Annotated in this window: 18 protein-coding genes; 14 read left to right on the top strand and 4 right to left on the bottom strand. The window is 32.2% G+C overall.

Translation table 11 applies throughout. The features are described from left to right. The first annotated feature begins 34 nt into the window (after positions 1-34). From LQ622_RS09785 to LQ622_RS09720, 14 genes are all read left to right on the top strand, one after another. Entirely contained in the window at positions 35-3,178 is a 3,144-nt protein-coding gene (locus LQ622_RS09785) for a DEAD/DEAH box helicase (RefSeq protein ID WP_239775042.1), read from the top strand. 188 nt (positions 3,179-3,366) lie between these two features. Then, positions 3,367-5,448, top strand: coding sequence for a DUF262 domain-containing protein (locus LQ622_RS09780; protein ID WP_239775040.1), 2,082 nt, complete (start codon positions 3,367-3,369; stop codon positions 5,446-5,448). Between the two features lie 150 nt (positions 5,449-5,598). Further along, the gene (locus tag LQ622_RS09775; protein ID WP_037589651.1) at positions 5,599-5,916 is read left to right on the top strand and encodes an ArsR/SmtB family transcription factor; all 318 of its coding nucleotides are present in this window, start codon (positions 5,599-5,601) and stop codon (positions 5,914-5,916) included. A gap of 78 nt (positions 5,917-5,994) precedes the next feature. Further along, positions 5,995-6,918: an NAD-dependent epimerase/dehydratase family protein gene (locus tag LQ622_RS09770; protein ID WP_239775038.1), complete on the top strand. Its 924-nt coding sequence runs from the start codon at positions 5,995-5,997 to the stop codon at positions 6,916-6,918. 1 nt (position 6,919) lies between these two features. Then, positions 6,920-7,615: a type 1 glutamine amidotransferase domain-containing protein gene (locus LQ622_RS09765; RefSeq protein WP_239775036.1), complete on the top strand. Its 696-nt coding sequence runs from the start codon at positions 6,920-6,922 to the stop codon at positions 7,613-7,615. Positions 7,616-7,788: 173 nt separating this feature from the next. Further along, the gene (locus tag LQ622_RS09760; protein WP_239775034.1) at positions 7,789-8,208 is read left to right on the top strand and encodes a MarR family winged helix-turn-helix transcriptional regulator; all 420 of its coding nucleotides are present in this window, start codon (positions 7,789-7,791) and stop codon (positions 8,206-8,208) included. 90 nt (positions 8,209-8,298) lie between these two features. Continuing rightward, positions 8,299-9,045, top strand: coding sequence for an SDR family NAD(P)-dependent oxidoreductase (locus LQ622_RS09755; protein ID WP_239775032.1), 747 nt, complete (start codon positions 8,299-8,301; stop codon positions 9,043-9,045). Positions 9,046-9,086: 41 nt separating this feature from the next. Then, positions 9,087-9,428 carry a DoxX family protein gene (locus LQ622_RS09750; protein WP_204257181.1) on the top strand — a complete coding sequence of 114 codons (342 nt, stop codon included), beginning with the start codon at positions 9,087-9,089 and terminating at the stop codon, positions 9,426-9,428. 234 nt (positions 9,429-9,662) lie between these two features. Continuing rightward, positions 9,663-10,352: a class I SAM-dependent methyltransferase gene (locus LQ622_RS09745; RefSeq protein ID WP_239775029.1), complete on the top strand. Its 690-nt coding sequence runs from the start codon at positions 9,663-9,665 to the stop codon at positions 10,350-10,352. Beyond that, positions 10,352-11,908 (top strand): ABC transporter substrate-binding protein, encoded by a 1,557-nt coding sequence (locus LQ622_RS09740; RefSeq protein WP_239775027.1) that lies wholly within the window; start codon positions 10,352-10,354, stop codon positions 11,906-11,908. The genes LQ622_RS09745 and LQ622_RS09740 overlap by 1 nt, the downstream gene beginning before the upstream one ends. Further along, positions 11,908-12,858 carry an ABC transporter permease gene (locus LQ622_RS09735; RefSeq protein ID WP_239775075.1) on the top strand — a complete coding sequence of 317 codons (951 nt, stop codon included), beginning with the start codon at positions 11,908-11,910 and terminating at the stop codon, positions 12,856-12,858. The genes LQ622_RS09740 and LQ622_RS09735 overlap by 1 nt, the downstream gene beginning before the upstream one ends. Continuing rightward, positions 12,855-13,622 carry an ABC transporter permease gene (locus LQ622_RS09730; RefSeq protein WP_481817265.1) on the top strand — a complete coding sequence of 256 codons (768 nt, stop codon included), beginning with the start codon at positions 12,855-12,857 and terminating at the stop codon, positions 13,620-13,622. Before LQ622_RS09735 ends, LQ622_RS09730 begins: the two co-directional genes overlap by 4 nt. Beyond that, positions 13,589-14,356: an ATP-binding cassette domain-containing protein gene (locus tag LQ622_RS09725; protein WP_239775071.1), complete on the top strand. Its 768-nt coding sequence runs from the start codon at positions 13,589-13,591 to the stop codon at positions 14,354-14,356. Before LQ622_RS09730 ends, LQ622_RS09725 begins: the two co-directional genes overlap by 34 nt. After that, on the top strand, positions 14,349-14,978 hold the full coding sequence (locus LQ622_RS09720; RefSeq protein WP_239762778.1) for an ABC transporter ATP-binding protein: 630 nt from the start codon (positions 14,349-14,351) through the stop codon (positions 14,976-14,978). Before LQ622_RS09725 ends, LQ622_RS09720 begins: the two co-directional genes overlap by 8 nt. Before the next feature lie 429 nt (positions 14,979-15,407). Here the strand turns inward: LQ622_RS09720 and LQ622_RS09715 are convergent, their stop codons facing one another. The 4 genes from LQ622_RS09715 to LQ622_RS09700 all read right to left on the bottom strand — a co-directional run bounded on the left by LQ622_RS09715 (position 15,408) and on the right by LQ622_RS09700 (position 19,042). After that, the gene (locus tag LQ622_RS09715) at positions 15,408-16,304 is read right to left on the bottom strand and encodes an ABC transporter permease subunit (protein ID WP_239762781.1); all 897 of its coding nucleotides are present in this window, start codon (positions 16,302-16,304) and stop codon (positions 15,408-15,410) included. Further along, entirely contained in the window at positions 16,301-17,155 is an 855-nt protein-coding gene (locus tag LQ622_RS09710; RefSeq protein WP_239762785.1) for an ABC transporter permease family protein, read from the bottom strand. Before LQ622_RS09710 ends, LQ622_RS09715 begins: the two co-directional genes overlap by 4 nt. A gap of 164 nt (positions 17,156-17,319) precedes the next feature. After that, entirely contained in the window at positions 17,320-17,799 is a 480-nt protein-coding gene (locus tag LQ622_RS09705; protein ID WP_239775026.1) for a GNAT family N-acetyltransferase, read from the bottom strand. Between the two features lie 883 nt (positions 17,800-18,682). Next, positions 18,683-19,042, bottom strand: a complete 360-nt coding sequence (locus tag LQ622_RS09700) for a hypothetical protein (RefSeq protein WP_239775025.1) — start codon at positions 19,040-19,042, stop codon at positions 18,683-18,685. Positions 19,043-19,074: the final 32 nt, after the last annotated feature.

Below are 19,074 nucleotides of genomic sequence, written 5' to 3'. Positions count from 1 at the left end.
ATATATAAAATCATAAGAGTTAGGATGGAACTTAATGGATAATTTAGTGAATAGTACATTATCAGCTTGGTTGCTTATTGAGTCTTTAGAACCTGGAGAAGTTAAATATACAGATCATAATGTCTTAAATAAGAGTGTGTTTTTAAACAATGAAAATCAAGAGCAGCTACAGTCGTTTCCGCGTTATTATGATATCTGGAATGCAAATGAATTTAAATTATCTGAGCGTGCAAAAGAGGAAGGTAAACTCAATTTTGTTTTATATAGAAATTGCTTTATGTATAAAGAAATAGATAAAGAAATTCGAAGTATATTTAAAGATGATCGAGAAATATTTAACCTTAATAAAACAAAGTGCTATGGATATAAATTTAAAACTGATGATACTGGTAATGTTATTCCAGGTAGTTTACATATTCCTATGATCATGAGTGCTTTGAAGGAAATTAGAAAAAATAAAAATGCTGATATTGAAGAAATCTTCAATGACTTTAAAGGGAAATTTGAGAAAAAATTCTTCGAAATTGTCGCAAATGAACCAATTGATGAAAATAAATTAAATCGTTTGGATAAAGCTTATAATGAATATTTTGAAGTATTAACTTCAAATAATTCAGGCATGTATAACCACTATTTTGCTATCGAGTACTTAAAAAAAGATATATCTCCTAAACATGAATTTAATAGCTTTTATGTAAGTGATATTGAAAGAGCGCGCAAAGATCCTAATGCAACATTAAAAGCTTTTATTGAAGGAGTAGATTATTCTAAGAGAATAGATGTTAATGAAAATAAAGAAATGATCGAAAGGTTTTTAAACCCAGAAAATTTACCTGATGGTCGATGGCCGTCACAAATAGAGCATCAGTTATCTTTGATGCAACAAGTTGCTGTAAATAGTATTACAAATAATAATGAATATATTAGTTCAGTAAATGGTCCACCTGGTACAGGTAAGACAACTTTATTAAAAGATATATTTGCACATTTAGTAGTTGAAAGAGCAAAAGCTTTATCAAAACTATCTAACCCGAAAGATGCATTTGAATCCAAAAGATTACATGATACAGACTCAAAACCAGTCCATGTATTAAAAGAAGAATTCGCTCAATATAAAATGACTGTTGTTTCTAGTAATAATGGTGCAGTTGAAAATATATCCAAAGATTTACCCAAATTAGGCGAAATTGTTCGAAAAGACATGGAGACAGAATATCCAGAATGGGAAAAAGTATATACAAAAGAAATTGAAGCAGTAAATAGTTTAAGTGGTGTTGCATCTGATTTAATAGGAGAGCCAGCATGGGGGGTATTTTCAGGAGCACTTGGTAATAGAGATAATACTGATTATTTTATGAAATATGTTGTTGATGGTGATCCGAAAAACAATAAAGAACCTTTAGTAAGAATACTTCAAGATGAGAATGAAAAAATAAAAAATTCCTTCATATCGAAATGGAAAGCATGCAAGAAAGAATTTGAAGAAGAATTGAAAATAGTTCAAGAACTGAAAAAATCAGCTATTGAAGACTTCAATAAATATAAAGAAAATGAAGAAATATTAACAGAGGAAAAAGATTTAAAAGAAGAATTACATATTCTTTCTGAGCAAAACAAGAAATATGAGAAAAGTTTAGAAGATTTAACGAGTGATTTACAGCATGTAAATAAAGATATTCAAAGGATAAAAGAACGAATTAGTAATATTGAAGAAATCTATAAAACAAAGAATCAAAAGGGATTTCTAGATAAAATCATTGCTAAATTTAGTAATAATGAAATTGATGATGAACATAAAGAAGAGAAAATTAGGTTACTTGAGGAAAAGAAGGAATGTCTTACTAAACGTAGTAAAATCGAAGAAAAAATCAGAAAAATAGAAATCAATATCAAAGAAAACGACCAAGAAATCGAAAATAAAGAAAAGAATTTAAATATTTACACTGAAAAACTATCCAAATTTAGAGAGTATAAAAAGAATAGCAAAGTGAAGTTTCCAGAAGGCGATTTTTGGAGTGAGGATAATTATAATAAACGTCAAACAATGAATTTATGGAATTCTGATGAATTACAATATCATCGAGGTTTATTGTTTATAAAAGCAATGAAACTTCATAATTTATTGTTAAAAGCAAATAACGGAATAATTTATTATGCATTAAAGAATTTTAAATTACGTAATGTGATTATAGATTCAGAACCAGAGCGTGTAAAGAATGCATGGAATATATTGCATCTTATTTTCCCATTAGTTAGTACGACTTTTGCAAGTTTCAATAATTTATATCGAGGACTACCGAAAGACTTTATAGATTATCTGTTTATAGATGAAGCGGGTCAGGCTAAACCACAACAAGCCGTAGGAGCACTTTATCGTTCTAAACGAGCGATTATAGTTGGTGATCCAATCCAGTTAGAACCAGTTGTGACATTAGAACCGAACTTAATAGAGAATATAAGAAAAGGCTACAATATACATGAGCACTTATTGTCAGTTGAATCTTCAGTCCAATCAATAGCAGATTTAGCAAATAAATATGGGCATTGGAAACCGCAAAACGACAGAGATGAAAACAATAAGACTTGGATAGGTATACCATTATGGGTACATAGAAGATGCTTAGATCCAATGTTTACAATTGCTAATGAGATAGCTTATAACAACAAGATGGTTCAAAGTAGTACTAAAAAAGGTAAAGTGGGTTGGCTGGATATTAAAGGTACTGCAACATCAAGACAATATGTTAAAGAACATGGAGAAAGAGTAGTAGAATTATTGATTAATGACTGGAAGCAAGCAGTTGAAAATGGTGAGCAGGAACCAAGTGTATTTGTCATTACTCCGTTCACAGAAGTACAAGCCAGAATTAAAAGTTTAACAGGGAGTAAGTTATATCGTATTTATAAAAATGATAAAAAGAAAATTAGAGATTGGATAAAAAAATCTATTGGAACTGTTCATACATTCCAAGGTAAAGAAGCGGATAAAGTATACTTTGTAGTTGGTACTGATGATACACAAAATGGCGCAGTTAATTGGTCATGTGAAAAGCCAAATCTATTGAATGTAGCCGTAACAAGAGCTAAAAAAGAATTTTATATAGTAGGAGATCAAGACAGAATTAAATCAAGACCATATTATAGTACGATCAATGAAAATTTGAATGTTGAACTATAAAAATAGAGAATCTATCCAAATAATAAAAAGAACTCAAGATTTACAGCCTAAGGTTTCATGACCTTAGGCTGTTTTTTGTGATTCTCAAATTATATATAACTATCCTCATACATTAAATAATTGCGTTCTATATAATACATCTTACGTTATAATGAATTTATACATTAATAAAAATAAGGGTGATTATTATGGATGGTAATGTTCGGTCAGCGATTGAATTTTTAAGGGGTGCGGTTAAAATTTATATTCCTGTTTATCAGAGGAATTATGACTGGAATATTGAAAACTGTAAATTATTGTTTGATGATTTATTAGACTTAGAGGTTAATGATAAGAGGACACATTTCTTTGGTAGTATCGTTGTTAAACCTGGGAACTATTCTCAGGATATTATTGTAATTGATGGTCAACAGCGATTAACGACTTTGTCACTATTGATGTTAGCTATAAAGAATTGGTTAGATAAGAATGAAGAAAAAGCACAACATGTTCGTTTAACAGCAGATTATGTATTAAATACGTTTTTACAAGATCAGTATTTAAGTACGCCTGATAAATATATTTTACAATCTAACCCTAGAGATTATAAGTCATATAAATTATTGTTCGGTAATGAAAAGTTTTATGATAAATCTTCAAATATTACATTAAATTATAGTTATTTCTATGAATGTATTGATAGTATGGATATTTCAGTTGATCAGCTAATGAATTCAATCCAGAAACTACAATTTATGGTTGTTAATCTGAATTCACCAGAAGATGATCCACAATTGATATTTGAAAGTCTTAATTCAACAGGTGTGGCGTTAACAGATGCAGATAAAATACGTAACTTCTTACTTATGAACGAAGACTTACCCGAACAAGATAAATATTTCCAAAATTATTGGCAGCCTTTAGAAGAAAATACACACTTTGAAGTTAGTAAATTCTTTAGATATTATTTAACAATCAAGAATGCCGAATTTCCAAAAATCTCTAATGTTTATAATGAATTTAAGACGACTTACTTTGATTTAGAATTTAATAAACATGATTTATTTGAAGATATCAATGATTATTCCAATACTTATAAGATGATTCTTGAATGTAATACAGGAACAAAGCAGATTGATAGAATTTTAAATCGATTTTTAGAATTGAATGTAACAGTTATAAGACCATTTATTATGGCAATTATTAATGACTTCACATCTGATAGAATTTCTGAAGAAGAAACTATAAGAATAGTGGAGATTATAGAGAAGTATATAGCTAGAAGGATTATAACAAAGACACCTTCAAATGCATTAAATAAAGTAATTGCTACTTTATATAGAGACTTTAGACATTTTCAAGATACACATGATAATGAATACAAAGATTCAGAAGTTATCACATATTTATTACTTAAGAAACAAGGTTCTGGTAGAGTACCAACTGATGAAGAATTAATAAGAAACTTCAAAAATAATGACTGGTATAACATTAATTCATCATATCGTTCATATATATTTGAAAGGTTAGAAAATTATAACCATATTGAATCATTATCAATATATGAAGGATTAAAAAATAAAGACTATAGTATTGAACACATCATGCCACAGAAGTTGAGTTCTGAATGGAAGAAAGCATTAGGTGTTCAATATCAAACGATACATGATAGTTATGTAAATAGTTTAGGGAATCTTACGATAACAGGTTATAATTCGAAATATAGTAATAGAAGCTTTGAAGAAAAGCAAAATATGGAAAAGGGATTTAAAGAAAGTCATTTCGTTAACTTAAACAAGTTGCCAGCAAGAAGTGAAAATTGGTGTGAAACAGAAATTATTGAAAGAACAAATCAATTAATTAACACAGCAATTGAAATTTGGGAATTCCCTGAGTCTACGATACAAGAAGAAATAGAAGAAAATGAATTATTTGTTTATGACGGTGAAGAGAATTTTGCTAATTATAAAATACAAGGATTTACGTTTTTAAATGATGAGTATATACCGGCTAAGACATGGAAAGGATTTTTCTTAGAACTATTTAAGTTGCTTGCCAAAATAGACTTAAACCCATTAGTCGAATGCTCAAAAATAGATACTAATTTTGGTTATGAATCAGTTATTCTTAATAAGAAAACAGAAGATACTGAAGAAATCGTTCCAGGTATATACTTATTCTTAAAAGTATCTAATGAAAGAAAGATGAACTATATCAATAAGTTCTTCGATAAATATAATATCTCATACGATCAATTATCATTAGATGTAGAGTATAAAGGACAGAGCTAGGTTAAAAATAAAGTTTTCATCATAGATTACTATAGTACAACACGCTCTTCATCATATTTGAAGGGCGTGTTTTCAATCTTCTCTTTTGACTTACACATGCTATACGTGGTATATAATAATCATTGAAACGATTTGTTGAGGAGAGACGATATGGAAGACAAGACGATGGAGGTATTTAAGAGAGGTTCGAAGTTATTAAATATTCTTCAAGACGAGAAGCGCCAACAAATTCTTGTTCTGTTATGTAGAGAAGAACAACTAACGGTTAATCAAATTACTGAACGACTTACGATTTCACGTCCTGCTGTATCTCATCATTTGAAATTAATGTATGAAGTGGGCTTGTTGAGTGTCGAGCAAGTTGGGTTGGAAAGATATTATCGTTCTGATTTAGACGATGCATTACTGTGGTTGAAAGAACTGACAGCTTCTTTAGAAGAAAATATTAAAAATAAAGAAAAAGCTTAAAAAATTTTAGTCACTATGTTTATATGTTTAAACCTATTGAAACAAGGAATTAATAAATAATAAAAAGGAGCATTCGATATGCAAACAATTTTAGGAAGTAACGGACAAATTGGTCAAGAAATTGCTAAAGAAATTTATAGAAATTATACGAAAGATATACGATTAGTAGGTAGAAAACCTAAGAAAATTCATGATACAGACGAGTTAGTAGCGGCTGATTTAATGAAATATGAAGATACACTTAAAGCAGTGGAAGGTAGTGAAATAGTCTATTTTGCTGTTGGGTTACCTGCAAATTCAGAAATGTGGGAAGAACGCTTTCCAGTGATTATGAAGAATGTCATTAAAGCATGCCAAGAAACAAATACGAAACTCGCATTCTTTGATAATACGTATATGTATGAGAAAAACGATAACGTACAGGTTGAAGAAAGTCCATTTGTACCAGAAGGTCGTAAATCACAAGTACGTGCGGATATAGCTGAAATCTTGTTATCAGCTATGAAAGATCAATCTATTCAGGCTGTTATTGGCCGCGCTCCTGAATTCTATGGACCAGGATTGACGCAAAGCTTTACCAATTCATTAGTATTTAATCGTGTGAAAGAAGGGAAACGTGCATTAGTACCGGTTAATGCATCGGTGTTACGTACACTTATATGGACACCTGATGCAAGTCGTGCCTTAGCATTGCTCGGTAATACACCTGATGCTTATGGAGAAACTTGGCATTTACCAATAGATGGTAGTGTGTCTTATAAAGATATTTTGAAAAAAGCAGAGAAAGTCTTAAATAAGAAGATTAAGTATACGACAGTACCAATGTGGGTATTTAAATTAGGTAGTCTATTTAATCAACAAGTTAAAGAACTTATTGAATTATTACCAAGATATAAATATGATAACGTCTTTAAGTCCGATAAATTTAAAGAAAGATTTCCTGATTTTAAAGTGACAACTTATGAAGAAGGCATTAAAAATATCTTAAAAGGAGAATCGTAATATGAAGAAAATCATGATAGTTAATACAAGTGCAGAATATTATGAAGGAACACGTAAACCAACAGGACTGTGGCTAGGTGAACTCGTTCATTTTTATGATTATTTTAATACAAAAGATTATCAAATCGATTTATTTAATATAAACGGTGGTGAAACACCTATTGATCCGGTAAGTCTTAATCCACTAATGTTAGATAATTTAACAAAGTCTTATTATAACGATCATACTTTTATGGAGAAGCTTAAAAACAGTCCATCTATAAGTGAAGCGAATCCTGAAACATATGATGTCATTTACTTTACCGGCGGACATGGTGTGATGTTTGATTTTCCGCATAATACGTATATTCAAGATGCTGTTAATGAAGTATATCGTCACGGTGGTGTTGTCGCAGCAGTGTGTCATGGCATCGCAGCATTATTAAATGTGAAAGATGAAAACGGCAGGTACTTTATCGATCGTAAACAGATTACAGGATTTTCAAATGCAGAAGAAATATTAGCCAATCGTAAGCGTCTAGTTCCGTTTATGTTAGAAAGTGAACTTAAAATCCGAGATGCCAAATACAGTAAAGCAAAAGTACCATTCAGACCATATGTACAAGTAGACAATAGACTCGTTACAGGACAAAATCCACAATCACCAAAGCAAGTCGCACAAGCCGTTGCACGCATATTGAGTGGAGAAAGAAAGTAGTACAGGAAGACTGAGGTTAGTGTAAGAGTAACACAAAATAAGCTGAGACATTCAACGTGTCTCAGCTTTTATTATTATATAAAGGTATACATTAAATCTGAAACTGAAATTTTGACAAATGTTATATATCTATTTAAAATACATGCTATGGCATATATTTTTAGAGGTGGTACATGAATTTACATGATTTAATAGGTTATTTGATTCACCGTAATGATGTCAAAATGACAAATTACTTTACGAAGAGGTTAAAGCCATATGGTGTGACGCCTGAACAATGGAGTATTATGAGTATTCTTTCTCCTAATAAGTCGACGACTCAAAAAGACTTAGCAAAAGCGATTCATAAAAACCAAACGACAGTAGTGAGAATGATTCAGTCAATGGAAAGAAAGGGCATTGTTAAGAAGACTTTCAATAAAGATGATAGACGTGCTCATGACATCATGTTGTCGCAAAAGGGTGAAGAGTTGAAACAGACGTTACTTCCAATTGTTACAGATGCCCATAAATTTGTGACAAGTAACTTAACCTCAGAAGAAACTCTAGAGCTTAAAAGATTATTAGATAAGCTTTATGATACTACATATTAATATCTATTTCTTATGATTTATAAGGAATAGATATTTTAAAGGCATAATACATGCTATAGCATGTATTAATTTAAGGAGGATATTTAGACGATGCTAAACGATAAAGTAGCGATTATTACAGGCTCAAGTAGAGGTATGGGTGCTTCTACTGCCAAATTATTTGCTAAACAAGGTGCGAAGGTAGTTGTTAACTTTGCTCAGAATAAAGAAGCGGCTGAAGAAGTTGTTCGTACTATTCAAGATAACGGTGGGCAGGCTATTGCTGTTCAAGCAGATGTAAGGAATAAAGAGCAAATGGAAGCTTTAGTGAATCAATCAGTGAAACAATACGGCAAAGTGGATATATTAGTGAATAATGCAGCCATTCATTTTACTTTTAAACCTTTCGAAAATATGGAATGGGATGAATTTATCCCTAAGATTGAAGAAGAAATGAAAGCAGCTTTTGTTTCAACTAAAGCCGTATTACCGATTATGAAAGAACACGGTAACGGAAAGTTAATTTATATTTCAAGTTCATTAAGCAATCAACCGTTGCCTGGCTTTATTGCGCACGGAACTGCAAAATCTGCGCTTAATGCTTTTGTAAGATATATTGCACAAGAATATGGTGGTCAAAATATTAAAGCTAATGCTATAGGACCAGGTATGGTCGATACAGATTTAACGAAAGATACACCACAAGAAGATAAAGAGCAAACAGCAATGTTTACACCATTAGGAAGAATCGCACAGCCAGATGATGTCGCACAAGTCGCTTTGTTCCTAGCAAGTGATCAAAGTGAATTTGTAACAGGCAGTTACATACCCGTTTCAGGTGGCATGGAAATGAATTAAACATTAAACTTCAAAAAATATAGAAAAGAGTGAATAAGAAAATGAGTATCATAACTGTAATTCTTCAAATATTATTAGGCGGATTTTTCATAATGACAGGTACTAAAATCGCATCAGGCAAAATGGCAGATGAGTTTAAACGATTTGGTTTCCCATCGTTTTTTAATATCTTAACAGGAAGCTTTGAAATTATAGGAGCGATAGGTATGATTGTCGGCATATGGGTACCAATCATTGCTGTTTTAGCAGGAATATTATTAGGTGGAACAATGTTAATCGCAGCACTTACATTAATATTTATCGCAAAAGATCCATTCAAAAAAGCCGTACCAGCCATCGTATTATGTGTACTAAGTGTGCTAGTGATATTCTTAAATCTTTAATAAGTGAAATTAGGATATATCCCAGTACGAAGACTATGAGATATCGTGCGCTTATACTACTAAATAAGCTGAGACATTCAACGTGTCTCAGCTTTTTTGTGTCTGGATTTATTTGTGTATTTTGATGTCACTTTCTAACCCCATACCTCCACAAAATTCTTATTGCTTTTCTTTAATACATGATATAACATATAAAACGTAAATATTACGATTTAGGAAGTTGAGGGAATATAAATGGTGAAAGAATACGATGTATGGTGGCAGAAGGGACAAGAAACAGATGATGACATGGCAAATGATCATGTTGATGGATGGGATAGAACGATTCAATTGATGGATGATTCTGATGTTAGAGGTAATACGATATTAGATTTCGGATGTAATCAAGGTGGCTTTCTACGTAGATTATATGACACCGTTCCATTTGAATATGGTGTAGGAATGGATTTAGCGAAGTTATCACTTGAGAAAGCGAAAGAATTAAAAGGCGATCGTCCATTGGAATATGTGTTAACAGATAAACCTCAAGATACAAACAGAACATATGACACAGCAATTAGTACATCTGTACTTTATTTAATTGAGGATGTACCTCAACATGCACGTGATTTGAAAGCTGTACTTAAGCCAAATGGCGTCTACTATGCGACATTCTCAGATTTAACAAACAATCCAAGTCAGCAATTTATGGAAGACGTGATAAACAAATACGGTGCGACACCGTCTCAAAATCATTCTTTAAAACATATAGTAGATAGCTTTGTAGCTGAAGGATTTGAAGTGGCTGTTATTAAGGAACCTGTTCCTAATGTGATTGATTTAACGCATTATGATGACTTTTATTTATCACCAAATGATTATTTACAAACATTATTCCATGAATCATTTTTAGTAAAAGCAACATTGAAAGAAGGCACGAAGTAATGAAGAAGCGGTTATTAATGGTATTGTCAGCAAGTGCTTTACTGACATTAGCGGGATGTTCTAATGAACAGAAAGATAGTAAGCAAGTGACGTTATCACTACCAACAGAAGCGAAAGCAGATAAATTAGATGCACAAGGATATGAAGCAGCAATGCCTGTTTATAGTGCAGTTTATGAACCTTTAGTAAAGTACGATAAAGACAAAGGCGTATCAGCAGGATTAGCTGAAAAATGGGAAGTAGATAATGAAGGTAAAGTTTATGAATTTCATTTGAAGAAGGGCATTAAATTTTCAGATGGTTCTCCTTTTAATGCTGAAGCAGTGAAGTTCTCAATCGAACGCGCAAAAGCAATCAATAAAGATTCGACAGTTGAAACATTAAAGAAATTAGATCAAGTCGTGGTGAAAGATGACCATACCGTTCAAATTAAATTAAAGTCACCATCTAACCAAGTATTGAACGAATTAACGCAAGTACGTCCATTACGTATGATGAGTCCTCATGCTGTTGAAGGTGAAAAAGTCGACGGTAAGTTCAAAGAAGCAATTGGTACAGGTGCATTTGTCGTTGATAAGAACGGTAAAGAAAAGACAACATTGAAACCTAATAAACATTTTAACAATGAACATCCTGTTAAATACAATTTAGCCTTTCAAACAATTGAAGATGGTGATTCTAGAAATTCAGCAGTACAAAGTGGCACTGTAGATATATCAGGCGGTGCTTTAGGTATGCTGACAGACCAACAAATTAAAGAAGATAAAAAGAATAAAGCATTAACGATTGAAGATAAACCGAGCACTGTCAGTCACTTTATGGCATTTAACCCGAATCATAAAGTATTGAAAGAACCTGCGATACATGAAGCAATCAGCAAAAGCATTAATACGAAAGCTTTATCTGATAAAGAAATGAAAGGTATATTCCAGAAAAATGTTCAATTTGTAAATGATGATAATCAACAAACACATGAATACGATGTTAAATCTGCTGAAAAGTTATTAAAAGATGAAGGATATACTAAAAATAGTGACGGCATGTTTGAAAAAGACGGCAAAGTCTTATCATTTAATTTAGTTATCCAAACGGCAGAGTTCCCGAACTGGAAAGATAAGTCTGAACAAGTACAACAAGATTTGAAGAAAGCCGGCATTAAAGTAAATATTAAAACGTTAGATGCACAGACTTATTACGATACATTATGGACGAAAAAAGATTATGACTTAATCTTCTATAGAACGTATTCAGATGCATTAATGCCTTATAACTTTATGAGTTCAGTATTCGAAAATGTTGACGGTAAGTCTGGTGTGTTAGCAAACGATGATACTTTAACAAAACAACTAGATGATTATACAACGAAGATTTCAAGAGATGAACAACAACGCGCATTTGATGATATCTTTAAACATTTTAATAAACAATATTTTGGTGTGCCGATTGCTTATCCAAATGAAACATTTGTTGTGAGTGATAAAGTTAAATCATTTAAATTCACAGGTTTAACAGATGCACCAGTTGACTATAAATCGCTGAAAGTGAATGAACAATGATCATTAAGCGAACACTGAAATTACTATCTTATTTAGTAATCAGTTCGTTTATCATCTATGTGTTAGTTGAGAAGACAGCAGGTAATCCGGCCATACTTTATTTACAACGACATGGTTATACGACAATTACACAAGAGCATATCGAATTAGCGGAGCATAAATTAGGACTAGGACAAAATATATTCTTGAGATATATAGACTGGCTTGGTCATGCACTAACAGGCCATCTCGGATATACATTTAGTTCAAACGAACCTGTTACAGATGTCATCTTAGCGTCATTAAGTCCAACATTGATATTAATATCTGTATCAGCCTGTATATTATTATTGTTTGGCTATTCTATTGGATATATTATCGGGTCACATGCAGAAACAAAATATGCTCGAGTAATTCGTGGATTTGCTCAAGTTATGACGTCCATGCCCGAGTATTGGATAGCAATCTTACTCATTTATTATGCAGGCGTACGATGGCGATTAGTGCCATTTGTAGGCAGTGATTCTTGGCAACATTTCTTATTACCGATTATAACAATCGTCATAATTGAAGGGTGTCATGTGTTATTAATGACAGCACATCTCATTGAACAAACGTTAGAAAGCGATGCATATCAACTTACAGTATTAAGAAAAGTGAAGTTACGTGCACGTATTTATATACAAATAAAAGAAATATTTGCGCCATTAATGACGATATCAGTGAATAGTATGATTCATCTAATCGGTAAAGCCGTTATATTAGAAGTGATATTTAGTATGTCAGGTATCGGTAAGTTGCTGATTACCGCCATAAATCAACGTGATTATCCATTAATTCAAGGTATTGTTGTGATTATTATGGTCTTTATTATGTTGATTAACTATTGGGGAGATTTAATTATTTTGAAAAGTGAACCGAGATTACATATGCAGCGCGTAATGTCTCGTGAAAAGAGGCGTTCATTATGATGAATAAACGATTAATAATAGCGGTTAGTCTAGCAGTAGGTGTTCTGTTGTTATGCGGTATTTATGTTCAAATGCATGGCGGTGAAACGGATGCACCACTTCAATCACCTAGCCTTAAACATTTCTTAGGTACCGATCAATTAGGTAGAGATCTCTTAAATAGGTTAATGCTAGGTTCGGGAGTTACGTTATCTTTATCAGCAGTTGTGATGATTATAAGTGTAAGTATTGGATTAACACTTGGCATGATTGCTGGTATCGAGAGAAAGTGGATGGATAAAGTACTCATGTTTATCGCAGATATGATTTTAGCGATTCCAAGCTTTATTATCGCGCTAGTTGTCTTAAGTTTAATTAGCAATTCAACAGTTGGTCTTATATTGGCGTTAACCATCGCATGGGTAGGGCGCTATTTACGTTACTTTAGAAATTTAACACGTGACATTCAAAAGCGCCCGTTTATTTCTTATGCGGTGTTAAGTGGTAATTCAACTGTACAAACGACCATTACACATACATTGCCACATTTAATGGGTAATATATTAGCTTTGATAACAGCAGATATCGGTAAAATTATTTTGAGTATTTCAGGTTTAGCTTTTCTTGGTTTAGGCATTAAGCCACCTATACCAGAACTTGGAACGATATTATTTGATGGCAAAGGTTATTTTAACAGTGCACCGTGGCTATTCTTCTTCCCAGGTATGTTGATAGGAGGTTATGCATTATTATTTCAAATGTTGAACAAAAAAATAACGCAATAAAACGCATTTTAAATGTTCAAGATGTGAGTATTTTTGACGGAGATCATCCGTTAATTCAATCTATTTCACTATCGGTTAATCAAGGTGATTTTCATTGCATAATCGGTGAGAGTGGTAGTGGCAAATCATTGCTGACAAGGACGATATTAAATATGAAACATCGTAAACTTCATTACCTGGGAAATATTGATATCGATTTAAATAAGACGGATGCAGTATTCCAAGATGTGCACAGTAACATGTTTCAAAATATAACTTTGGCGAAACAGTTTAAATATTTGTTTGAGGCTAGTCATTCTAAATTATCAGCTGAAGAACAGTACGAAGAAATTCTAAAGTTGATGAAAGTATTTGGTTTAGAAAATGGTGAGGCGTTATGGAATTGTTATCCGTTCGAACTGAGTGGTGGTATGGCACAACGAGTAGCGTTTATTATGGCACTTATAAGACGTCCGAAGTGTTTAATACTTGATGAACCTACTACGGCACTAGACAAAGAAAACTGTCACAACTTAATGCAATACTTAGGCGATATGTATCGACAAAATGAAATGACAGTTATCTTTGTGACACATGATATTAATTTAGTAAAAGCATATGCGACACATATTAGTATTATGAAGGATGGTCAAATCATTGAGAGTGGCGATAAAGAAACGGTATTAAATCATCCGAAGCATGAGTATGCTAGAAAGTTAATGTCTATCGCACGTAGGAGAGAAGCGTATGCTTGAAGTAGAGAACTTAACTAAAACGATTAATCATCGGCATATATTAAATGGATTGTCGCTTACTATTGAAGGTCAGAATTTATTGATTAGTGGGAAGAGCGGAAGCGGGAAATCAACGCTCGCTAAAATGATAGCAGGATTAGATTCAAACTATACAGGTTCAATCAAGTTTAATCATCGACCGCAAGAAAGCATACCTCTTAAACAGTGGATGAAGACGATTCAATATGTACCACAATATCAACGAGATACATTAAATCCACGTAAGACAGTTGAATATATTTTAAGAGAGCCACTGAGAAATTATCGTGTTGATAAAGAGGATTATGGGCATAAAATTGAAACCGTACTGGAGCGATGTTTACTACCTAAAAGTATTTTGAAGCAGCGCATTAGTACATTAAGTGGCGGGCAATTCCAGCGAGTATGGATAGCAAAAGCTTTAATCGTAGAACCTGAAGTACTTATATTAGACGAAGCCACGACGAACTTAGACGTTATGAGTGAAGAAACCATTATCCAAATGTTAAAGACATTAGAACAAGTGCAGCTTATCATCATATCTCACGATCCATACGTACTGAATTCATTTGAAGGAATGGAACTTAAGTTAGGTGGGGAATAGTTGGTACTTAAGTAGATGTTATAAGATAGGTATGGGCGCACGAAGACTGAGAGATATCGTGCAGTTGGGGGTCAAAAAGGGCTGTATCGCACGAAGACTACGAGATATCGTGCGTTATGGGGTGAAAACAGGTCGTATCGCACGAAGACTGAGAGATATCGTGCGTTAAGGGGTGAAATCAGGCAGTATCGCACGAAGACTGAAAGATATCGTGCAGTTGGGGGTCAAATAGGGCTGTAGCGCACGAAGACTGAGAGATATCGTGCGCTAAGGGGTGAAAACAGGTCGTATCGCACGAAGACTGAGAGATATCGTGCAGTTAGGGGTCAAATCAGGCCATATCGCACGAAGACTGCAAAAATATCGTGCGCCAATTTCATACAACCCAGTAATATAGTTAAAAGCCGAGACATCCGTCGTCTCGGCTTTTTAATATTTAAGTATTGATCTCTTCAATTCATTCGACATCAAATTAATAATGATAAATATATATAATATGCCAACTAATGGTGCGTAGAATGTCCACCAGTTTGTTGTTAGCTCATTAGAGTGAAAGCCTAATAAACTGCTTAAGTCATTGATGCTTGGTCGCTCTATTATTTCGCATGCGGGTCCATAGCAAACCTTCGTACCTCCGAAGAATATTTTGAAGAAGGCTAGATGAGTCATGACGAGTAAAGTTTGAAAACATATTCTCAAAAATATGATCAAATATTGAGTTTGTATGTTAGGTAATACATGTTTGATAAATATATGCTTATCGTTAGGACTAATGGTATATGCAGCTTCGATATAATCTTGATTTAATATATATTGGGTTGATTCTTTTATCAGCATAGTTGTTGTCGGTATCATTAAGATTGTCAGAATAGTGATAGTGTAAGTCATTCTAAATTGCATAGTAGTTGTAAAGCCATCTATTGTTTCATATAGCAAAGGTTGCAATAAGATATACGCCAATATAGATTGTGGAATATAAAATAAAGCATTAGAAAAGACACTGTAAATACTTGTTGTCTTCCGATTAAATGCTAAATAAGTTCCAATTACAATTGAACAAAGAACCGATAAACTTGATATGACGATAATAATCAGTAAAGTGATACGATATCCAGATAACACTTCAAATAACATGTTTTTAGAAGCGGCATCCACACCAAACAATGCTTTAAAGCTAGGTGCAAATGGAGAACTTTTCATAATATCCCCATTAGAATTGTATAGAAAGTTCATAGGTTTAGGCGTGATGTTGAGTAAATCAAAATAAATCACACCAACTAGCGTAGGTAAGATAAGTAACGTTAATAGTATATAAAATTTCTTCATGATAACCCTCCCCGTACGCCAGTGAAGGCAAATAATACTTTATGACTCATAAATATGGCGAGAGATACAGGTACATAAATCAATATAAACGTGACAAATAATACTTCTGGAGAGCCATAATCAAATATAAATGATGACAAACCGTGCATGTTAAAGATTCTTTCCAAAAGTAATAAACTTGAAAGCGTGATCCAAATAATGTGTTTAAAATTGATTAGATATGATGCAAACAAATTCCTTAATATGTGTTTAAAATATAACTCTATATTTGATAAACCTTTCGCTCTAGAAAATTCAATATAATCTGCACGAGATACATCATCTAGAATACTACTTAAAAATGTCACACTACTCACTAAAGGTATAATCGATAGCACCAAAATAGGGAATATTAAAGCTTTATCTTCGGAACTATTCGCTACATTAAACAATAGAATATCTGTATATCGATAAAATAATATCACCAATGAAATAGAAAAAGGTATGTAAAAAATATCCGGAATAATAGATAGAACTGTATTAATTTTTAAATACCATTTTTTAATATGATCATTAACATATAGAATGTATGTAAATAATAAAGATACGATAAAAGCTAACAATAGCGCAGCAAACAAAATCACAATAGTATTTATCCAAGGTTCAATAAAGAATGGAAATAAACTACGTTCAACATGTGATATTTTATTTGTAAATATAATATCTTGAGGATGAAATATGTATAAAAACGTCGACTTCAATGCATTAAGATAATTCAAGAAACTAAAACGTTGATCATCAAATAAAGCTGGTAAACACGCTAATAATAAGAACGCAATAATCGTCATGATGAAATTGAATAATTTTCTCATAAGGCATTTACCTACTTTCTAAAATAATATGTATTACTTCTAGTGTAAAATGATACTTATATTTAATTTACATATTTTTGAAGGTAATGACAAGGGTGTATAGAAAGTATTGTTGCTGAGAAGAGAATTAATAAAAGCCACGACGTAATTTGTCATGGCTTTTACTAATCTTCTTTAGACTTTATATACCACGCATTCATATCTGAGTGGTCAGAACCTGGGAGTGGTTCGTTTAATAGTGTAAATCCAAATTTCTCATATAGGATACATGCTGCTTTTAGTTCATGCATTGTTTCTAAATAACAATGTTCATAATGTTCAAAGGCAAAGGATAGTGCTGTTTCCATAAGTTTCTTAGAAAGTCCTAGTCCTTGTGCTTTTGGAATTAAATATAACTTTTGTAATTCGCAAATTTTATCATGTTCGTTAAACGGTGCTATCCCAACGCCACCAACAATTTCTCCGTCAATTTCAGCTACCCAATAGTTCGCATGTTTTAAATTCGTATAATATTGATGAAGATCGTTAAGTTGAGGATCATAATAAGCAGACCCAGGAATCGCAAGGCCAAGTGATTCTAATGAATCTTGTATAATTTCTTTTACTTTTGCGTTATCTTCTTGTTTCATCTCTCGAATAATCATAAAAGAACTCCTTCGTTTTGGGCTTAATCTAGATAATGTTAGGTTAATTTATTTCAAATAATATTAGGACTCATTATATATGAACCCAATCATTTTGCCCAATTATTAGTGAAAACACCTAAATATCAAGACGACAAAAAAGCCGTGACGTCATTTGTCACGGCTTTTGCGTACTTGAGTATTTCTTCTATTTATATAAAGAATAATAACGCCAATTACAACAAAACAATAGATAAGCATTGTATAAGTATTTGCCCAATCAGCTGCGTTTAGCAGTATAAAACCTAAAGTCATACTCATGTATATTGAGAGATTTATAAATAAATCTTTAATCCTTTGTCTTCGTGTTTTATGTATTTGACTCTCATGAAATTGATATCTTAAATATAAACCAACACTGTAGGCAAATAAACATATCATATATGAAATGTTATTATGCGTCATATAGACAATTACATCATAAATAACATTAATCAAAATAATCCCCATTACAACCAATATCTCGACCATCTTGTATCACCTAAATATAAGTATAGAATTTGTTAATAGTGTTATTAAGTTAATTATTTGATAATGTTGTATATTGTTAAGCCTAGTACAATAGCACTTGCTATTAAAATTACTATAGATGTGTAGTATTGAAACATGGTACTTTTCATATTGATCACCTCGTGTTATGTTATGATTAGATAAGATTAGGAAGGGTGCGACCCTCTAATGATTTAATTGTGTGAGAAGATAAGATTTAGGATAGTACTTATTAGACTAAGTATTGCTGACATTAAGTTGAAAACTTTTATTTCTATGTCTATCCTATCTTGTCTTCTTTTTTTGTTCATTTTTAATATCTACTAACTTACATTTTCTATTAAAATTTATAATGTTATTTGTCACGCCTATCGTGTATTTGAGCATTTCTTCTATTTACATAAAGAATAATAACGCCAACTATGACAAAATAATAAATTATCGTTGTATAAATATTTGCCCAACCAGCTGCATCTAACAGAATATCACCTAAAGATATACTCATGATTATCATGATATTTAAGTATAATTCTTTAACCCTTTGTCTTCGTGTTTTATGTCTTTTACTCTCATGAGTTTGATAGCTTAAATATAAACCTAAGCTAAATAAGATAAGGAGTATCATATATGAAATATCGTTATGTGTCACATAGACAATTACATCATAAATGATATTGATTAAAATAATACCCATTACAACCAATAACTCGATCATCTCGTACCACACCCAAATAAGATTTTTGAATT

The sequence above is a fragment of the Mammaliicoccus sp. N-M50 genome, assembly GCF_022386995.1.
Taxonomy (GTDB): domain Bacteria; phylum Bacillota; class Bacilli; order Staphylococcales; family Staphylococcaceae; genus Mammaliicoccus; species Mammaliicoccus sciuri_A.
Note: the sequence above shows the minus strand (reverse complement) of the source record. Positions and strands in the feature narration are given on the sequence as shown.

Bases quoted from the DNA above. Each gene is read 5' to 3' on its own strand.
- LQ622_RS09785 (WP_239775042.1), top strand. From the start codon at position 35: ATGGATAATTTAGTGAATAGTACATTATCAGCTTGGTTGCTTATTGAG.
- LQ622_RS09780 (WP_239775040.1), top strand. From the start codon at position 3,367: ATGGATGGTAATGTTCGGTCAGCGATTGAATTTTTAAGGGGTGCGGTT.
- LQ622_RS09775 (WP_037589651.1), top strand. From the start codon at position 5,599: ATGGAAGACAAGACGATGGAGGTATTTAAGAGAGGTTCGAAGTTATTA.
- LQ622_RS09770 (WP_239775038.1), top strand. From the start codon at position 5,995: ATGCAAACAATTTTAGGAAGTAACGGACAAATTGGTCAAGAAATTGCT.
- LQ622_RS09765 (WP_239775036.1), top strand. From the start codon at position 6,920: ATGAAGAAAATCATGATAGTTAATACAAGTGCAGAATATTATGAAGGA.
- LQ622_RS09760 (WP_239775034.1), top strand. From the start codon at position 7,789: ATGAATTTACATGATTTAATAGGTTATTTGATTCACCGTAATGATGTC.
- LQ622_RS09755 (WP_239775032.1), top strand. From the start codon at position 8,299: ATGCTAAACGATAAAGTAGCGATTATTACAGGCTCAAGTAGAGGTATG.
- LQ622_RS09750 (WP_204257181.1), top strand. From the start codon at position 9,087: ATGAGTATCATAACTGTAATTCTTCAAATATTATTAGGCGGATTTTTC.
- LQ622_RS09745 (WP_239775029.1), top strand. From the start codon at position 9,663: ATGGTGAAAGAATACGATGTATGGTGGCAGAAGGGACAAGAAACAGAT.
- LQ622_RS09740 (WP_239775027.1), top strand. From the start codon at position 10,352: ATGAAGAAGCGGTTATTAATGGTATTGTCAGCAAGTGCTTTACTGACA.
- LQ622_RS09730 (WP_481817265.1), top strand. From the start codon at position 12,855: ATGATGAATAAACGATTAATAATAGCGGTTAGTCTAGCAGTAGGTGTT.
- LQ622_RS09720 (WP_239762778.1), top strand. From the start codon at position 14,349: ATGCTTGAAGTAGAGAACTTAACTAAAACGATTAATCATCGGCATATA.
- LQ622_RS09715 (WP_239762781.1), bottom strand. From the start codon at position 16,304: ATGAAGAAATTTTATATACTATTAACGTTACTTATCTTACCTACGCTA.
- LQ622_RS09710 (WP_239762785.1), bottom strand. From the start codon at position 17,155: ATGAGAAAATTATTCAATTTCATCATGACGATTATTGCGTTCTTATTA.
- LQ622_RS09705 (WP_239775026.1), bottom strand. From the start codon at position 17,799: ATGATTATTCGAGAGATGAAACAAGAAGATAACGCAAAAGTAAAAGAA.
- LQ622_RS09700 (WP_239775025.1), bottom strand. From the start codon at position 19,042: ATGATCGAGTTATTGGTTGTAATGGGTATTATTTTAATCAATATCATT.